The 16,572-nt window shown below is 72.3% G+C and carries 14 protein-coding genes; 11 read left to right on the top strand and 3 right to left on the bottom strand.

The window, feature by feature from the left end:
* Positions 1-290: 290 nt before the first annotated feature.
* Both QSK22_RS02000 and QSK22_RS01995 read right to left on the bottom strand, forming a co-directional pair.
* On the bottom strand, positions 291-1,472 hold the full coding sequence (locus tag QSK22_RS02000) for a hypothetical protein (RefSeq protein WP_285492155.1): 1,182 nt from the start codon (positions 1,470-1,472) through the stop codon (positions 291-293).
* Between the two features lie 2 nt (positions 1,473-1,474).
* Complete coding sequence (locus QSK22_RS01995; RefSeq protein WP_285492154.1) at positions 1,475-1,939, bottom strand: class E sortase; 465 nt, start codon at positions 1,937-1,939, stop codon at positions 1,475-1,477.
* Positions 1,940-2,411: 472 nt separating this feature from the next.
* Here QSK22_RS01995 and QSK22_RS01990 point away from each other — a divergent pair, with 472 nt between their 5' ends.
* The 8 genes from QSK22_RS01990 (at position 2,412) to QSK22_RS01955 (ending at position 11,838) form a co-directional block, all read left to right on the top strand.
* On the top strand, positions 2,412-2,630 hold the full coding sequence (locus QSK22_RS01990) for a hypothetical protein (protein ID WP_285492153.1): 219 nt from the start codon (positions 2,412-2,414) through the stop codon (positions 2,628-2,630).
* A 744-nt stretch (positions 2,631-3,374) separates the two neighbouring features.
* Complete coding sequence (locus QSK22_RS01985) at positions 3,375-4,664, top strand: sugar transferase (protein ID WP_285492152.1); 1,290 nt, start codon at positions 3,375-3,377, stop codon at positions 4,662-4,664.
* Positions 4,664-6,082 (top strand): O-antigen ligase family protein, encoded by a 1,419-nt coding sequence (locus QSK22_RS01980; protein ID WP_285492151.1) that lies wholly within the window; start codon positions 4,664-4,666, stop codon positions 6,080-6,082. Before QSK22_RS01985 ends, QSK22_RS01980 begins: the two co-directional genes overlap by 1 nt.
* A complete protein-coding gene (locus QSK22_RS01975) occupies positions 6,069-7,715 on the top strand; it encodes a lipid II flippase MurJ (RefSeq protein ID WP_285492150.1) in 1,647 nt (548 codons plus the stop codon). Before QSK22_RS01980 ends, QSK22_RS01975 begins: the two co-directional genes overlap by 14 nt.
* Positions 7,716-7,729: 14 nt before the next feature.
* Positions 7,730-8,542 (top strand): polysaccharide deacetylase family protein, encoded by an 813-nt coding sequence (locus tag QSK22_RS01970; protein WP_285492149.1) that lies wholly within the window; start codon positions 7,730-7,732, stop codon positions 8,540-8,542.
* Positions 8,539-9,702 (top strand): glycosyltransferase, encoded by a 1,164-nt coding sequence (locus QSK22_RS01965; protein ID WP_285492148.1) that lies wholly within the window; start codon positions 8,539-8,541, stop codon positions 9,700-9,702. Before QSK22_RS01970 ends, QSK22_RS01965 begins: the two co-directional genes overlap by 4 nt.
* Complete coding sequence (locus QSK22_RS01960) at positions 9,689-10,558, top strand: Wzz/FepE/Etk N-terminal domain-containing protein (RefSeq protein ID WP_285492147.1); 870 nt, start codon at positions 9,689-9,691, stop codon at positions 10,556-10,558. Before QSK22_RS01965 ends, QSK22_RS01960 begins: the two co-directional genes overlap by 14 nt.
* A 44-nt stretch (positions 10,559-10,602) precedes the next feature.
* Positions 10,603-11,838 carry a glycosyltransferase gene (locus QSK22_RS01955; protein ID WP_285492146.1) on the top strand — a complete coding sequence of 412 codons (1,236 nt, stop codon included), beginning with the start codon at positions 10,603-10,605 and terminating at the stop codon, positions 11,836-11,838.
* 20 nt (positions 11,839-11,858) lie between these two features.
* On the opposite strand, the gene QSK22_RS01950 is transcribed toward QSK22_RS01955, so the two are convergent.
* Positions 11,859-12,743 (bottom strand): glycoside hydrolase family 26 protein, encoded by an 885-nt coding sequence (locus tag QSK22_RS01950; RefSeq protein ID WP_285492145.1) that lies wholly within the window; start codon positions 12,741-12,743, stop codon positions 11,859-11,861.
* A gap of 509 nt (positions 12,744-13,252) precedes the next feature.
* Between QSK22_RS01950 and QSK22_RS01945 the strand changes: the two genes are divergently transcribed.
* From QSK22_RS01945 to QSK22_RS01935, 3 genes are all read left to right on the top strand, one after another.
* Entirely contained in the window at positions 13,253-14,542 is a 1,290-nt protein-coding gene (locus QSK22_RS01945) for a carboxylate--amine ligase (RefSeq protein WP_285492387.1), read from the top strand.
* A gap of 35 nt (positions 14,543-14,577) precedes the next feature.
* Complete coding sequence (locus QSK22_RS01940) at positions 14,578-15,825, top strand: NAD(P)-binding domain-containing protein (protein ID WP_285492144.1); 1,248 nt, start codon at positions 14,578-14,580, stop codon at positions 15,823-15,825.
* Between the two features lie 249 nt (positions 15,826-16,074).
* The gene (locus QSK22_RS01935; RefSeq protein ID WP_285492143.1) at positions 16,075-16,260 is read left to right on the top strand and encodes a hypothetical protein; all 186 of its coding nucleotides are present in this window, start codon (positions 16,075-16,077) and stop codon (positions 16,258-16,260) included.
* Positions 16,261-16,572: the final 312 nt, after the last annotated feature.

Below are 16,572 nucleotides of genomic sequence, written 5' to 3'. Positions count from 1 at the left end.
TCCCTTTCGTGAGCACGGTTTCCTGAGCACGGTTGCTCGCACGCAGGGCATGGCGCGGCCACGCCCCCGTGGCGAGAATCGACGGTTACGGCCCCGTTCCGCGACGGACGAGGGAACGGGGCCCGCGCACAGATACCTTTCAGTAACACGCCGTGCTCAAACTGTTACGGATCAAAATCGGCGCCAGGTTACGGGCCGATCTTCGTTAAGTGCGGGCGGGGATGCTGGCGTCCGGGGGCGTCCTGCGGCACGGCCCGCGGCGATCCCCTCGCACGGCGCGCGGTCGTTGTTCAGCGGGCGCCGTAGTAGCGCTTCAAGCCGAGGAAGTCCCCCCGGCCCAGGGTGCGCCAGTGGAACTCGCAGGCGCCGATGGCCGGGAACATCGTGAGGTTGCGGTGGGCGGAGCCGTCGACGTGGGCGAGGCCCATGTGGTGCAGGTTCTCGTGCGCGGCGACGCCGACCGCGTCATAGGTGTTGCCGCGGCAGCGCCTGCTGCTGGTCGTCCAGGTCACTCCGGCGCCGTTGAGGGCGACGTCGCCTTCGACCACTTTGCCTCTGCGGAACCACTTGCAGGTCAGGCCGAGGATCGTCTCGCCGCTGGTGAACCGCATCCAGCCGCGGACGTTGCGCCCGTCGGCCAGGCCGCACGCCCCGCTGGAGATGACTCCGGGCGGACGCCAGGTGTTCCCCAGCAGGACCTGGCGGACGGCGATCCGCCCCAGGCGGCAGTTGTTGCGTCCCTCCGCGGCGATGCGGACCCCCCGGGTGAACGCCCTCTTCTGCTGCGCGACGCTCAGCCTGCGCACCCGGCCGTCGCCCGGGTAGTACCACCATTTCAGCACCGCGCGGCCGCGGCGCTTGGACGGGATCGGGGCGCCGTCGTGCCGGTAGGCGGAGTCCCTGCACGCCGGGATGGGCGCGACGGCCGGAGCCGGAGGGTTGGAAGGGGGAGCGGCGGTCACGGCGCGGACCGGGTCCGGCCCGCGGGTCGCCGCCGGGCCGGAGGCCTCCCTCGGCGCGCCGGGCTCCCGGTCGGACACCACGACCAGCTTCTTGGCGAGATCGACCTGCACGACCAGCGACCGCATGCCCTCCCCGGGCCGGGTGCCGAGCCTGGACGCCGCCACCGAGGAGCCGTCGGCGGGCACCACGGCGCCCAGGCCGTCCGGCCCCTCCACCAGCGCGGACCGCGGGTCGCACCGGGTCATGTCGATGACGTGGGGCATGCGCACGACCCGCAGCGCCTCCCGCGGGCACGGCACGGCGGCGATCCGCGACGCGCGCGTGCCCGGTGCCCCGGCCGCCGCCGGCGGGTCCGGCGCGCGGCTGGGCGCCGCCCGGTCCGCCGGCGCGGGCGCGCGCGCCGACGGCCCCGCCGTGACCAGCGCACCGAGCGCCCCCAGCGCCGCCAGGCCCAACACGACCGTGCGCCCGTGCCCGCCCGTCCGGCGGCGCCGTGTGCTGCTGTCCATGCTCACCCCGCATCGCTCTTGGCCAGGACGACCAGCCGCTGCCTTTCCGAGCCCGGCGGATGGCACGTGATCAGCGTGAGCAACCGGGTGCGCGGCGCGGCGGCCGGCCGGAACGGCACCGGCGCGAGCACCGACCGCCGGCGCGGCGACATCACCGTCTTCCGGTACACCCGGTAGGTGTGCCGCTGCGTCCCCCGCGCCAGCACGAGCGGATCACCGTTGCGCAACCGGTGCAGCCGCCGGAACGGCGCCGTGTGCGTCGTGCGGTGGCCGAGCAGCACCACGTTGCCGATCGCGCCGGGACGCGCCGTGCCCGGGTAGTGGCCCACGCCCCGGGCCAGCACGCGCTGCGACACGCCTTCTCTGACCCGCAGCCGCTTGTGCAGGCGCGGAATGATGAGGAGCGTCGTGGTGGCGGAACGGCGCCCGGGGCCGCGCGCACGGGCCGCCGCGGGTTTCGCGGACACGGCGGGGCGCGCGGGCACGGCGGGTGCCGCCGTCGCCGCGGGTGCTCTGGGTGCCCCTGGTGCCGCGGGTGCGGCCGCCATCGCGGTCGGAGTCGCGGTCGCCGTCGGTGCGCCGGGCGCGAGCGCCGCCGTGAGCGCGCCGCCGAGCGCCGCCATGCCGAATCTGATGAACGAGTGAGCAGACAATTCCACTTCCAGCCGAGGATTCGGGAAACATGGGCGCCACACTCCGGCCATTCGGGTCGCCGGTCGCGGGGTGCGTTTCCACTAGCCTGAAACGGGTTGTCGGCTCGGACGCACCACCGGAATCCGGGCGGCCGGTGAACAATCGCCGGGCCTGTCGCCCGTGGTCATACCCACCTTCCACGCCGGGGCGGCCGTATTGGCATCTTGTTGGCCGACTGATTGCCGGGCACGGAGGAGAGGATGACGCCGGGGAGCGATTCTGGGCCGCGGCGCGGAGGGACGCGGAGTGGACGGCTTCGAACGCGATCGGCTGAGCCGCTTCGGCTGGGCGCGCAAACCGCCGAACCGAATGTCGCCCGAAGAACTCGAACAAGCCCTGACATTCCTGGAATCCTGCGACATGATGGACGATCCGCTGGCCCATGCGCTCGCCGCCGAGCTGGTCGCGCGCATGGCCGCCCGGATCCTGTGGAACGGCAACGGGCGCCCGACCGCCCTGGGCTGACGGCCCCGGCGGGCGATGGCACCGGTTCGCTTCGCCGGGTCATCTGGCTGATCCCGGGCTGTGCGGATGAGCCCGGGTGCGCGCATAAGCCGGTCGTCGGCCGGATCGGGGGCGGGATGCGCTATTGCCGCGCTGGAATGCCGGTGGCGGCATAAGCCGGAATTCGAGGAGAACGTCGCGCCGTGCCCGCCGCGGTGCGCGGATATGTCTGCCGCCGGAGGAGACGCCGTGCTCATCCGGCTTGCGGCCCCGGTGCCGGTTGCGGCATTTTCCGGCGTTTTTGAAATGGTGTTCCGCCGCGGCCTGTCCGGGGCGCGAAAAGGGCGTGCCGGACATTCGGCGCCTTGATCAAGGGAACGGTTGATCTTGTTAAAGAAATCAGGTGGCCAGGTGTACTTCGCCGCTCCGGTGTCATCCTGAGTCACGGGCCCGCCGACACGAAACGGGCACCGGCCGGGCGGTGTTCGCAGCACCGCTTCCATCCGGCCTCATTCGTTGTTCTCGGACGTCACTCGCCGGTGAGTTCTTGTCTTTGAAGGGGTGCGCGAGATGGGAGCCCAGGGGCTGAGTGCGAAGACCGCTCCGCAGCGGAACGGGCGGACCGCCCCGGCGGCGGCGACGCTTTCCACAGAGGAAATCGAAGCCGATATCGCCGCCGTTCCAGGCCTTTCCCGATCCGCCCGGGGCGGACGGCGCGAAAGCGTCTTCTTCTCATTCTTCCTGCCCGCGGTGGACGGGGCCGCGATGACGCTCGCGGCCCTGTCCGCAGGGGCCTCGCGGCCCGTCGCGGTATTCGGTGCCGCCGCCTTGGCGGTCGCGTCGTGCGGCCTTTCCGGCGCGCTCTACCAGCGCCGCCGGGCGCTTTCCCTGCTGGACGACCTGCGGGCGATGATGATCCCCGCGCTCGTCGCCGGGATGGTCGCCGCACTGGCATTTCTGAGCAGCCCGTGGACGCCGTTCTCCGACACCTGCGCGCTCGGCCTGCGGGTCGCCTTCCTGTTCTGCGTGACGGCGCTGGCGGCCCGGTCCCTGTGCTACGCGGCGGTGCGGACATGGCGCAAGAGGCGGATCGCCGCGCCGTCCGCCCTCGTCATAGGAAGCGGCCCGTTCACCGGCCACGTGCTCGACGTGCTGCAGCGACACGCCGAGTTCGGCCTGCGGCCCGTGGGGCAGCTGGTGTGCTACGGATCGGTGCCGCAGACGGAGGGGCACACCCGCGTCCTCGGCGGCCTGCTCGACCTGCGCCGCGTCATCGGGGCGCACGGCGTCACAACCGCGGTCATCGTCGCCGAGGAGGTGCCGCGCCGCCACATCGAGGTGGTGGCCCGGGTCTGCGGAGCGCTGGGGTGCGAGGTGCTCCTCGTGCCCTCGACCGTGGAACTCATCTCCGGTGCCGGGACGCGCGCGGAGCATCTGCGCGGCATCCCCTGCGTGGCGATCCCGCACCGCCCCCACGGGCTCCCCTCGTGGTCGGCCAAGCGCGCCTTCGACGTCCTCGTCGCCGCGCTCGCCCTCGCCGCCGTCTGGCCGCTCATGGCGGCCTGCGCGATCGCGGTGCGCATCGAGGGCGGCCCCGGGGTGCTGTTCAGGCAGCGCCGGGTCGGTGCCGGGGGCCGGACCTTCATGGTGCTGAAGTTCCGCACGCTCAAGCCCGCCGACGAGAAGGAGTCCGACACTCGCTGGAGCGTCGACGGCGACGACCGCATGGGGCCGGTCGGAAGGTTCCTGCGGCGCTCCTCCCTGGACGAGCTGCCGCAGTTGTGGAACGTGCTGCGGGGCGACATGAGCCTCGTCGGGCCGCGCCCCGAGCGTCCCCACTTCGTCAAGCGGTTCTCCGACGAGTACACCGGCTACGCCATGCGGCACAGGGTGCCCGCCGGCATCACCGGCTGGTCCCAGATCCACGGGCTCCGCGGCGACACCTCGATCGAACTGCGCGCCAGGTACGACAACCACTACATCGACAACTGGTCCTTCTGGGGCGACCTGAAGATTCTGCTGCTGACCCTGCAGGCCGTGGTGAAGGCGCCGTGATGAGGACGGCGTTCGTTCCGCCCGCGCTCATCGCCGCCACGGTGGTGTGCGTGTGCTTGCCCCGGGGGCCGGCCGACCTGGACGCGACGGTGCAGGTGACACCGGCCGACGTGGCCAGCGCCGTGCTCGTCGCGGTGGCCGCCCTCGCGGTGGTGCTGGGACGGCGCAGGCTGCCTCCGCGCGCGCTCCTCGCGTTCGGTCCGCTGATCGCCGCGCTGGGCGTGACGACGGTCCTGTCCACGGACATCCCGGTGAGCCTGGTGGGGGCGGCCCGGTTCCTGCAGGTCTTCGCGCTGGTCCCGCTGGCGGTGATGCTGGCCGTCCGGGAGCGCCGCCACCTGGTGCTGGTGTGCGGTGCCGTGCTGGCCGCCGGGCTGTTCGAGGCGGTGTACGGGATCGTCCAGGTGGCCACGGGCACGGGCGCCTCCTACGGGGGGCGCGGCGTGCGGGCCGTCGGGACGTTCGGCGCGATGGACGTCATGGCCCTGGCGTCCGTCGCCGGTTACGGGCTCGTCATCGCCCTGGCGTTCCTGCTGACGGCGCCGTCCCGACGGCGGGCCGGTGCGCTGCCCCGACGGCGGGCCGACGCGCTCACCGCCTTCCTGTGGTGCGCGTTCGGCGTCCTGGCGGTGGCGCTGGCCCTGGCGCTGAGCCGGGGCCACTGGATCGCGGTAGGGGCGGCTCTGACGGTGATGGTGGTGCTCTACAGCCGGATGCTGGCGCTGCGCGTCGCGGTCTGTGCGGGCGCCGTCGCGGTCGTCATGGTCGGCGGACTGGGGATCGCTTCGCAGACGCTCGTGGAACGCGCCCGGTCCATCACCGAGACGACGAGCACCCCCGACCAGTCGGTGGTCGACCGCTACAGCCTGTGGAGCACGGCCGCCGGCATCTGGCAGGACCACCCCGCGGCGGGGGTGGGGGTCAAGAACTTCGCCGCCTACCGCGACACCTACGCGCCGCTCCAGTTGTCGGCGGCCAGCGACACCGCCGACTCGGTCAACGGCTTCGTCCGCCAGCCGCTGCTGTCACCGCACAACGAGTACCTGCTCATCCTCAGCGAGCAGGGGCTGCTGGGGTTCACCGGGTTCGCGGTGCTGGTGGCGACCCTGCTGTGGGGGCTGCTGCGTCCGCCGGGCGGCTCCCTCAAGTGCGCGCGCCGGGACCCGCTGTGGCTGGTCGCGGCCGGGTTCATGACGGCGCTGCTGGTCGATTTCCTGTACGGAGACCTGGGAGGGCCCACGTCCGTGCTGACATCGGTGATGATCGGGCTGACCGCCGTGATCGCCCTCGGTCCGCCGTGGGCGGACGGCGCCGCCGGGCTCGAAGGATCGCAAGCCGCACGTTCCGGCGGGCCGACCGGAGGGCCCGCGCCGCGAGGCGGCCGCCGCGCACCTGGAGGCGCCGATGACGGCCGTTGAAGCCGCACCCGTACGCAGGGTGTCCATCGGGCGCGCCACGGCCCTCTCCGGGCTTCTCATCGGCACGGGGACGCTGCTGGGATTCCTGCGCGACCTGACCCTGGCGCACCACTTCGGGGCCAGCAGCGGCACCGACGCGTTCCTGGTCGGCTGGACGATCCCCGAGACGGTGTCGCCGCTGCTGATCGAGGACGCCATGGCGCTGGCGGTGACGCCCGCCATCAGCTACGCCCTGCACCGGCACGGCGGCGTGCGGCCGCTGGTGGCCGCCGCGCTGTCCCGCCTCGCCGCCCTGCTGGCCCTGACGGCCCTGCTGACCGCCCTGGCGGCGCCGTACCTGGTCGCCGTGCTCGCCCCCGGCCTGGACGACCCCGCCGACGCGATCCGCTGCGTGCGGTTCACGTCGCTGACCATCCTGACGTTCGGCATCGCCGGGTTCATGGCCGCGACCCTGCGGGCCCACCACTGCTTCGGCCCGCCCGCGGCGATCTACGCCGCCTACAACGTGGGCATCCTGGCGATGATCGGTGCGTTCCACGGGCCGCTGGGCGTCACCAGCGCGGCCCTGGGCGTCGCGATCGGCAGCCTGCTCATGGTCGCGATGGTGACGCCGACCTTCGCGCGCTGCCTGACGCCGGCCCGCACCTCCGCCCGGACGGAGCCGGGCGAGGCGGGCGGCCAGGCGGCCATCGTGGGGCTGGCCGCTCTCGCCCCCATCGTCATCTGGAGCCTGACCCGCCAGGCCCAGACGCTGGTCGAGCGGTTCCTGGGGTCGTCCCTGGCCGAAGGCTCGATCTCCTACCTCAACTACGCCCAGAAGGTGGCGCAGGTGCCGGTGATGCTGGCGCTGCTGCTGGTGACGGTGACGTTCCCCCGGCTGGCGCGGGCATCGGCCGACGGCGACGTGGGGCAGATCCGCCGGCGCATGGAGACGGACGTGGTCGGGGTGGGCGCCATGGTGCTCTGCTCGACGGCGTTCCTGGTCGCGTTCGCGCCGTCGGTCATCGCGATCCTGTTCCAGCACGGCCGCTTCACCGAGACCGACACCGACACCACCGCGCTCGCCATGCGCGTCTACTCGCTGGGCCTCCTGGGGCAGGCGATGGTCGCCGTGGCCGGACGCGGGTTCTTCGCCAACCGCACGCCCCGCTGGTACCCGGTCGTGTGCGTCGCCGTCGGTCTGGTGGTCACCGCGGTCGTGGGCGTCGCGACCCTGGGCGCGTTCGGGGTGGCCGGTCTCGCAGCGGCCAACGCGCTGGGCATCAGCGTCGCGGCCGTCCTGCTGTTCGTGGGCATGCGCACGCGCGTGGCACCGCTGTCCCTGCGCCGCACCGGGAAGGACTTCACCACGCTGCTGTTCGCGGCCGCGCCCGCCGCCGCCGCCGGGTACCTCCTGCAGGAGGGGCTCGCGGAGAGCATGCCCCCCGTCCTCCTGCTCGTGCTGGGAGGCGTCGTCTTGCTCGCGGTGTTCGGTACGTCGCTGCTGGTGGCGTGCGCGTGCCGAGGGTTCACCAACCCGGCGCGGGGGGCGGCCACAGGAGAAGGAACGAGCCCGCTGGAGTTCTACTTCCCCTTCGTCGTTCGGGCCACCAGTCGTGTCGTCAGTCGTCTTGATCGAGGGGGAGTCCGGTGATCCAAGGACAGCCGGTGGGGCGAGAGCAGCAGGTGGAACAGCAGCCGATGCGGCCGCGCCAGTCGGAGGAGCAGCAACCGCAGGAGCAGCAGCCGGCGGAACAACGGCGACCGGCGGACGGACCGCGCACCAGAATGCCGTGGATTCTGATGTACCACTCGGTGGGCCGCACGGACGACGACCCGCACCTGATCACGGTGTCGCCGGCGCAGTTCACGCGTCAGATGCGCTGGCTCAAGTCGCGGGGCCTGCGCGGGGTGAGCATGCGCGAGCTGCGGCGCGCCGAGACCGGCGGGGGAGTGCGGGGCCTGGTGGGCCTGACGTTCGACGACGGCTACGCCGACTTCGCGGTACGGGTCGTCCCCACGTTGCTGCGGTTCGGTTTCACCGCGACCGTGTTCGTGGTCGCCGAACGCATCGGTTCCTACAACACCTGGGACGAGGGGCCGTGCAAGCCCCTGATGACGGCGGACCAGATCTGCCAGGTGCGCGCCATGGGCATGGAGGTCGCTTCCCATGGGCTGCGGCACGTCTCCCTCCCGGACACCGACGACGACGAGCTGTGCACCGAGCTGCGCCGCAGCCGCGCCCTCCTCGAAGAAGTCATCGAGGAACCGGTGACCGGATTCGCCTACCCCTACGGCCACGTCGGCCGCCGTGAGATCGACGCGGTACGCGCCGCCGGCTACGACTACGGGTGCGCCATCTGGTCCGACACCTACGACGTGCACGCCCTGGCCCGCACCTACATCGGCGAACGGGACGGCGGCCTGCGCATGCGCGTGAAGGTCGTGCGGCACCAGCTGCGGTGGAGGACGCGGATATGACCCGGGTCCTGCACATCATCACAGGGCTCGGACGCGGCGGCGCCGAGCGGCAGCTGCTGGACGTGGTGCGGCACACGTCCGGGCTGGTCGACCACGAGGTCGCGGTGCTGTCGCGGCCCGGCCCCGTCGCCGACGCGCTGCGGGACCGCGGCGTGCCCGTATACGAGGTCGGCATGCGCGGCAACCGGGACCTGACCGCCCTGCCCGAACTCGTACGGCTGATCCGCGCCGGGTGCTACGACGTCGTCCACACCCACCTCTACCGGGCGTGCGTGTTCGGACGCGTCGCCGCGCGCATGGCGGGAGTGCGGACGGTCGTCGCCACAGAGCACTCCCTGGGGCACGGGCACATCGAGGGCCGCGCCACCACGGCCGCGGTGCGGATGCTGTACACCGCCACCGAACGCCTGGGCACGGTGACCGTCGCGGTGTCCCCGACCGTGGCCGAACGCCTGCGCGGCTGGGGCGTGCCCCCCGGTCGCATCACGGTGATCCCGAACGGCCTCGACGCGGATGCGTTCGCCTTTCACGCCGAGCGGCGGGCACGCGTCCGCGCGCGGCTCGGCCTCGACCCGAACGCCTTCGTCTTCGGCGCTGTGGGGCGGCTGGTCCCGACCAAACGCTTCGACCTGCTCATCCAGGCGTTCGCCCATCTCGACGACGGGCTGCTGCTGATCGTGGGGGACGGCCCCCAGCGCGCGGCGCTCCAACGCCTCGCGGACGCCTGCGGCGCGGCGGCGCGGACGATGTTCGCGGGGGACACCGGCCACGTGCCCGACATGCTCTCCGCCATGGACGTGCTGGCCGCCCCCTCCGAGCAGGAGACGTTCGGCCTCTCCGTCATCGAGGGCCTCGCCGCCGGGCTCCCCGTCCTCTACACGGCCTGTCCCGCCCTGGACGACCTGCCGCCCGGGAAGGTCCCGCCCCAGGCGCGGCACGTGCCCGCCGCACTGGAGGCCTGGCGGGCGGCACTGGCCCTGTGCCTGAGCCAAGGTTCCACACGGTGGCCCACACCCGAAGCCGTGCAGTACTACGACATCCGCGTCCACGCGAAGGCGCTTGCCGAACTGTATGAGAGCCACCGCAACCGCCCGGGCAGGAGGGCCCGGGCGGCGGGGGTGCCGCAACAGTACGAAAGGGCGGAGAATGCCGGACTCTAAGTCCATCGACCGCGAACGGCCCGAAACCAAGCCGTCCCGGGGGAGGTCGCCCCTGGCGCTGGTGACGCGGAGGAGGTCACCGCGCCCGGACGGCGAACGCCCGCGGCGGCCCTGGCCGAAGCGGTCCGGTCAGCCGCCGGGCGTGTGGCGGTTCGCCCGCCACCTGATGTCGCGGGCGGCGCTGTTCGTGCTCGTCGTGCTGCTGGGGACCCTGGGCGGCCTTATCCACGCGCTGGTCACGCCCCCGGTCTACAAGGCGACGTCCCACGTCATCGTGGTGACCGAGCAGAAAGGCTCCGACCAGCTCGCCGTCAACTTCGCCCAGGCGTACGGAAGGCTCGCCGTCCAGCGGCAGACCCTCGCGTGGGCCGTCAGCCCCCCGGTCCCCCGGGGGGCGAACCCGACCAAGCACGTCCGGGCGTCCACGTCGCCCGACACGCCCCTCATCCAGCTCACCGGCTCGGCGCACACCGCCGACGCCGCCGTCGCCTACGCCAACGCCGCCGCAGACGCCCTGGTCCGCTACAGCGCGGTCCGCTCCCAGGAGACCGGCGTCCACGCCGCCCTCATGGGCGCGGCGGACCGCCCCACCGCGCCCGCCTCGCCCAACCTCCTGCTGAGCCTGGCGATCGGAACGGCCACCGGCATCCTCCTGGCCGCGCTGCTGGGCACCGTCGCCTCCGGCATACGAGGGCAGTTCCGCGAGTACCGGCGCCAGCACCCCGAGCAGTTCCGCCAGCCCGCCGAACCGGCCGAGACGCGTACCGAGCCCGCGCGGCAACGCGTCCAGCCACGACGACGCAACGGGCGGGCCCAGGGCAAAGGGGCCGTGCCCAAGAAATTGGCCGCGCGCTGACACGCGCCATCACGCCACCACTCCACATGTCTCCGGGGGCAGCCATGACCAGCCAGCAAGAACCGATCCGCGTTCTGCACGTGTCCCAGCCGACCGACGGCGGCGTCGCCGGCTACGTCACCCAGGCGTGCCGGGACCAGACGCACCGCGGCTGGGAGGTCGCCGTGGCATGCCCCGTAGAGGGGACACTGCCGGGCAACCTGCGCGCCCACGGCGTCCCCCACATCCCGTGGAACGCCGGGCGCGCACCGGGGCCGAAGACCCTGGCCGAGTCCCGGCAGCTGCACGCCATCATCGGCCGCTACCGCCCGCACATCGTCCACCTGCACTCGTCCAAGGCCGGGCTGGCCGGCCGCATGCGCACCACGCACGGCACCCCCCTCATCTTCCAGCCGCACGGGTGGTCGTGGCTGGCGGCGCGCGGCGTGCAGCGCACGGCCAGCATCCGCTGGGAGCGGTTCGCGGCCCGACGTGCCAAGGCGGTCGTGTGCGTGGGCGAGGGCGAACTGCAGCAGGGACGCCAGGCCGGGGTGGACGCGCCCTACGCGCTCGTGCGCAACGGCGTGGACCTGCGCCGCTTCCAGCAGGCCGACGCGTCCGCACGGGGCGCGGCGCGCAGGCTCCTGGACGTCCCCGCCGACAAGCCGCTGGCGGTCTGCATAGGCCGCATCACACGGCAGAAGGGCCAGGACGTGCTGACCGCCGCGTGGCCCCGTGTCAGGCAACGCTGCCCCGACGCACAGCTGGTGATGGTCGGTGACGGCGACATGCTGCGCCGCGTGCGCGCCTATGCGACCCACGGCATACGGTTCGTCCCCCCGGTCGCCGACCCCCGACCCTGGCTGGTCGCCGCCGACGTGGTGACGATGCCGTCGCGCTGGGAGGGGCTGCCGCTGGCCGCGCTGGAGGCACTGGCCATCGGCCGCCCCCTGGTCGGCACGGACATCCCAGGGCTCACCGAGGTCGTCACCCCCGACGTGGGGGCGCTCGTACCCCCGGAAGACCCGGCGGCACTGGCCGCGGAGGTCGCGCGCAGGCTGCTCTCCCCGGAACTCGCCGAGATCGAGGGAAAGGCGGCCGCCCGGCGCGCCGCCGACTTCGACGCCGTGCGGACCTTCGCCCAGCTGGCCGTCATCACCAAGGACCTCGCCACCGCCGCGTACCCGGTGGCAGGCGCGCCCGGGACCGCCTGCGGGCACAGGCCCGTCGCTCAGCCGGTGGCCCGCCCCGCCTCCGCCAGTCCTCTGGCGGAGGCGGGGCCGGGCGTGGGTGCGGACTGATGGGTGTCGGACCGATGACCTCAGGGCGACCGCGACGCGTTCGGCGACGCGGACGGCGATGCCGCCCGGAACGGGTCCAGCAGGCCGGAGGCGCGGCCGAACAGCGACCGGTAGACCTGCGACGACTGCGGGTTGTCGGCGCAGCGCCACACCCCGTGCGGGCAGTAGTCGGAGATCGTCTGGTATTCCGCCCCGTGCCGGGTCATCCAGTCGAACATCTCCCGGATGTAGTCCGGATTATCGGAGTTGCGGAACAGTCCCCATTCGGGGAAGGAGATCTTCTTGCCGTGCGCGCGGGCGAAGTCGACATGGGCCTGCAGGCCGTACGGCTCCTTGACGAACTCGTCGAAGTCCTTGCCGACGGGCTGGTCGTAGACGTCCATGCCGATGATGTCGACCACGTCGTCGCCCGGATAGCACTCGGGCCAGGCGATCGCGTCCATGCCCCGGCTGGGCGTGAAATCGAACCGGAAACGCGCCCCCTTCACCGAGCGCATGGCCGCGACGATGCGCCGCCAGTAGATCTTCCACATCTCCGGATTCGGAGCGCACCGGCCGGTGTAGGTGATGCCGTTCATCTCCCACCCCAGCACGATGATCGCGTCCGGCGCCCCGGCGTCGACGAGCCGTTCGGCGAGCCGGACGAAATGCTTGTCGAACGCGCCCGTCGCCCCGCCCCGCAGCAGCGCCGAGACGACGTCGTCGGGCAGCGGCAGCTCGTTGGGCGCCAGCATGGGGACGTTCACCACGAGCTTGCGCTGCGGATCGGCCGCGCGCCATTCCCCCCAGGACCTGACCAGATTGCCCGGACCCTCGATTCCCTTCCAGGTCTCCCCGGGCAGATACGTGTGGCCCACGGTGACCGGCGCGTTGAGCCATTGCTCGAATTCGGCGAGCCGTTCCACCCCGGCGGCGCCCGATCCGACGAACGCGCCCAGGGGAACGGCATGGCGCCGCGGAGCGGGCGTGCCCCCCGGAGCGGCCGGGCTCGCCCGACGAGGCGAACTGATTGCGACGGTCGAGGCCCGCGCGGAATGCGAGGCCTTCGGTACGGCCGAACTTCCCGGAGCGGCCGGATCCAGCGCCACCGAAGCCCCGGTGCGAACGGCCGAATCTCCTATCTGACAACGCATCCCCACCATCGTCACGGCCCACACCGCGGCGGCCGTCGCCGCGGCCAGCAGGCCGCGGCCGAGCCGCCGCCGGAAGCGGCGGTCGCGGGAATGCGGGAAAGGGCCGTCGTCATGGCGGGCTGTCCCGTAACTCATAGCTGGGTTATGCCCTTTGTCTCCCCGCCACGGGCAATGAGATCACCAAGCCTTCGTGGGACGGATTTTCTGGGAGTGAATATGGTGCTGAATGCCAAGTGTCCGGTTGTCGGCATTATGGGCCGGTACCTTGTGGGGCGGTGCCGATGAGACGCCGCGAACCCGTCGACGCCGAGTTCGACACCGAATTCCCCGTCCTGGTGCTGCGGACCGACGCCAACGTCTTCCACCACGGCACCGTGGGCGTGATCCGCTCGCTCGGTCGCGCCGGCGTGCCGGTGCACGCCGTCCTGGAGAGCGGCGCCGCACCCGCCGCCGCCTCCCGCTACCTGCGGCGACGGCACCGCTTCGGCCCGCCCGCCCCCGACGGCGCCCCGGCCGCGCTGGTCGCCCACCTGAACCGGATCGGGCGGCGGATCGGCCGGCCCGCGCTGCTGGTCCCGATGGACGACGGCGGCGCGATATTCATCGCCGAGAACTCCGCCGCGCTCGCCGAACGGTTCGTCTTCCCCCGGCAGGAGCGGCAGCTGCCCCGGACGCTGGCGAACAAGTCCACGCTGGCCGACAGATGCGCCGAGGCCGGCGTCGCCTACCCCGAGATCCGCCTTCCGCTGTCCGGCCAGGACGTCGACGAGGCGATCAAACAATGGGGCCTGCCGGTCATCGCGAAATGGGCCAAGCCGTGGCGCCTCGGCCCGGGGCAGCGCAGCACCACCGTGCTCCGCACGCCCGAGGACGCCCACGCGCTGTTCGCCGAGGCCGCGGCCCGGCCCGCCGCCGGTCCGCTGATCCTGCAGCGCGCGATCGTCTCGCCGCGGGCGGCCGACTGGTTCTTCCACGGATACTTCGACGACGCCTCCCGGTGCCTGTTCGCCGGAACCGGACGCAAGCGACTGGCCTGCCCGCCGCAGGCCGGGCACACCGTGGTCGGGGAATGGCTGCCCAATCCCGAACTGGAGGAGATCGGGCGGACTTTGGGACGCGTCCTCGGCTACCGCGGCGTGCTCGATCTGGATTTCCGCCTGGTGCCCGAGTCCGGCACCTACTTCCTGCTCGACTTCAACCCGCGGCTCGGCGCCCAGTTCCGGCTGTTCACCGACCGGCGCGGCCTGGACCTGGTGCGCGTCATGCACCTGGACCTGTCCGGCCGCCCGGTCCCGCCCGTCCAGCCCCGTTACGGCCGCACCATGCTCGTCGAGAACCACTACCTGCGGCCGTCGGTGCTGCTGGCCGCGGTCGGAATGCCCAGAATGCGGCTGCTGCGCACGGCGGAGGAATATGCCTGGCTCGCCGCAGATGATCTCAAGCCATTTCTGCTCATGGGGGCGCAAAGCGTCATCCGGGCGGCGGAAAAAATCGCCGCGCCGAGGCTTGCCGGGGCACGGCGGGGTAGGAGCGCGGCGTCTGAGGAAACGCAACGGACGGTCAGCGCCTGACCCGCCGGCAAAAGGCAAGGAAAACGGGGGAACACATGTACGACTCGGTCATCGACGTGCTCGTTGTCGGCGCCGGTCCCTATGGCCTGTCCGTGGGAGCCTACGCGCATCATGCGGGGCTGCGCGTGCGCGTCATCGGCACTCCCATGGACTTCTGGCGCAACCACATGCCGGCGGGGATGTATCTGAAGTCCGAACCGTTCGCCTCCAGCCTGGGCAGTCCCGTCGCCGGCCTGACCTTCACCGAGTACAACGGCGGTTGGCCGGAGGGGCTCCCCATTCCCCTCCACACCTTCGTCAGCTACGGCCAGTGGTTCGCCGAGCAGGCCGTCCCCGAACCCGAGCCGTCGCAGGTGCTCCGCGTCGAGGGCGACCCCGGCCGCGTCTACACGGTCACGCTGTCCACCGGCGAGGAGGTCCGCGCCCGCGCCGTGGTGATGGCCGTGGGCGTCGGCCCGTTCGCCCACGTGCCCCGCAGGCTGGCGTCGCTGCCCACGGCATTGGTCACGCACAGCGTCGTCCACCGCGAGTTCGACCGGTTCGCGGGGAAGGAGGTCGTCGTCGTGGGGGCGGGGCAGTCCGCCCTGGAGACGGCCGTACTGCTCGCCGACTGCGGCGCACGCCCTGTCGTGCTGGCGCGCACGCCGCAACTGGCGTGGAACTCCCTGCCCGGCAGGACCGGCAGCCTCCTGCAGGCACTGCTGCGCGGCCCCCAGTCGGGGTTGGGGCGCGGCTGGCGCACCTGGCTGTGGTCAGAGCGTCCGCAGACCGTCCGGTACCTGCCCGCGCGCACCCGCCGGAACATCGTGAAGAACACCCTGGGCCCGGCCGGGGCCTGGTGGCTGCGCGACCGCCTGGACAGCCGCGTGGGGCGGATGCTGGGACGCCACGTGGTCGACGCGGCCCCGCACGGCGACCGGGTGCGTCTGATCGTCGAGGACCGGCGCGGCGACCGCACCGAGGTGCGCGCCGACCATGTCATCGCCGCCACCGGCTATGTGCCCGACGTCGACCGGATCTCCGCCCTGCCTCCGGAGTTGCGGCGGCGGCTGCGGCGCACCCACACGTCCCCGGCCCTGGACGCCCACTTCCAGTCGTCGCTGCCTGGCCTGTACTTCGCGGGCCTGACCGCCGCCGCCACGTTCGGCCCGGTCATGCGGTTCGTCCACGGCGCCGACTTCGCCGCCCGCCGCATCGTCGGCCACCTGGCCGAGACGGTCGGCGCGGGCACCGCCCGGCAGGACAAGCCCGCCGCTCCCCACGACGCGACCATGGTCCGCTGACCGCCGCGCCGGGGATCTGCCGCGGCGGCCGCGGCGCGGCCCCGATCCCCCGTCGGTTCGAAATACCTGTCGCAGTCTCCACAATTTTGTGGACCATCATGCCGGTGTCGGATAACCGTGGCGACCGAGGTAGGCCGCGTCTGCGAAATCGTGCGGAGCAATGCCCGGACGGGGTTGTAGTGTCGAGACATGCGAGCCAGTCGAGACCAGCTTCGGCAGACATGGGAACGAGCACGTGACGATCTTCATATGAAGCTCCGGATGACACCGATGCAATCGGCCGACCGCAGGGCCCTGGCGCGCGCCTTCGACGTCTACCACGCCACCCTGGTGGCCTGGCTGACCTGCGAGTATCCCACGCTGCGAGATATGTCGGACAGTCCTGGTCTGACGCATGCGGAGTGGAAACCCTCACCGGGCGGCTTCGCGTCGTGACCAACCATAACCCACACCGCCCCGCGTTTTCGTCCACTCGACGCAATCACCCGCCGAGCCCCCTGTCGAAAACCACGTCCGCCGCGTCGGGCGTGTCACTTCCGGATTCTCCGGAGCCATAAGATTATAACGCCCGCCGCCACGGCGAATTGCGCGTCACCCCACCACGCCCGACGGCGATCCGGGCATTCCGGCACTACCCCAGCCGGCCGACCGCCCCACAAGGGCCCCGGCACCCCCCACCAAGCCACACCCCGGAACACCCCCGACGACACCTCAGACCCAGTTATCGCGGGTGAGGTGGACATGACT

This window comes from Actinomadura sp. NBRC 104425 (assembly GCF_030269545.1).
Lineage (GTDB): Bacteria > Actinomycetota > Actinomycetes > Streptosporangiales > Streptosporangiaceae > Spirillospora > Spirillospora keratinilytica.
The sequence above is the reverse complement of the archived record's forward strand: the minus strand, read 5'-3'. Positions and strand labels throughout refer to the sequence as shown.

Bases quoted from the DNA above. Each gene is read 5' to 3' on its own strand.
- QSK22_RS01935 (WP_285492143.1), top strand. From the start codon at position 16,075: ATGAAGCTCCGGATGACACCGATGCAATCGGCCGACCGCAGGGCCCTG.
- QSK22_RS01955 (WP_285492146.1), top strand. From the start codon at position 10,603: ATGACCAGCCAGCAAGAACCGATCCGCGTTCTGCACGTGTCCCAGCCG.
- QSK22_RS01945 (WP_285492387.1), top strand. From the start codon at position 13,253: ATGAGACGCCGCGAACCCGTCGACGCCGAGTTCGACACCGAATTCCCC.
- QSK22_RS01960 (WP_285492147.1), top strand. From the start codon at position 9,689: ATGCCGGACTCTAAGTCCATCGACCGCGAACGGCCCGAAACCAAGCCG.
- QSK22_RS01980 (WP_285492151.1), top strand. From the start codon at position 4,664: ATGAGGACGGCGTTCGTTCCGCCCGCGCTCATCGCCGCCACGGTGGTG.
- QSK22_RS01940 (WP_285492144.1), top strand. From the start codon at position 14,578: ATGTACGACTCGGTCATCGACGTGCTCGTTGTCGGCGCCGGTCCCTAT.
- QSK22_RS01975 (WP_285492150.1), top strand. From the start codon at position 6,069: ATGACGGCCGTTGAAGCCGCACCCGTACGCAGGGTGTCCATCGGGCGC.
- QSK22_RS02000 (WP_285492155.1), bottom strand. From the start codon at position 1,472: ATGGACAGCAGCACACGGCGCCGCCGGACGGGCGGGCACGGGCGCACG.
- QSK22_RS01985 (WP_285492152.1), top strand. From the start codon at position 3,375: ATGACGCTCGCGGCCCTGTCCGCAGGGGCCTCGCGGCCCGTCGCGGTA.
- QSK22_RS01965 (WP_285492148.1), top strand. From the start codon at position 8,539: ATGACCCGGGTCCTGCACATCATCACAGGGCTCGGACGCGGCGGCGCC.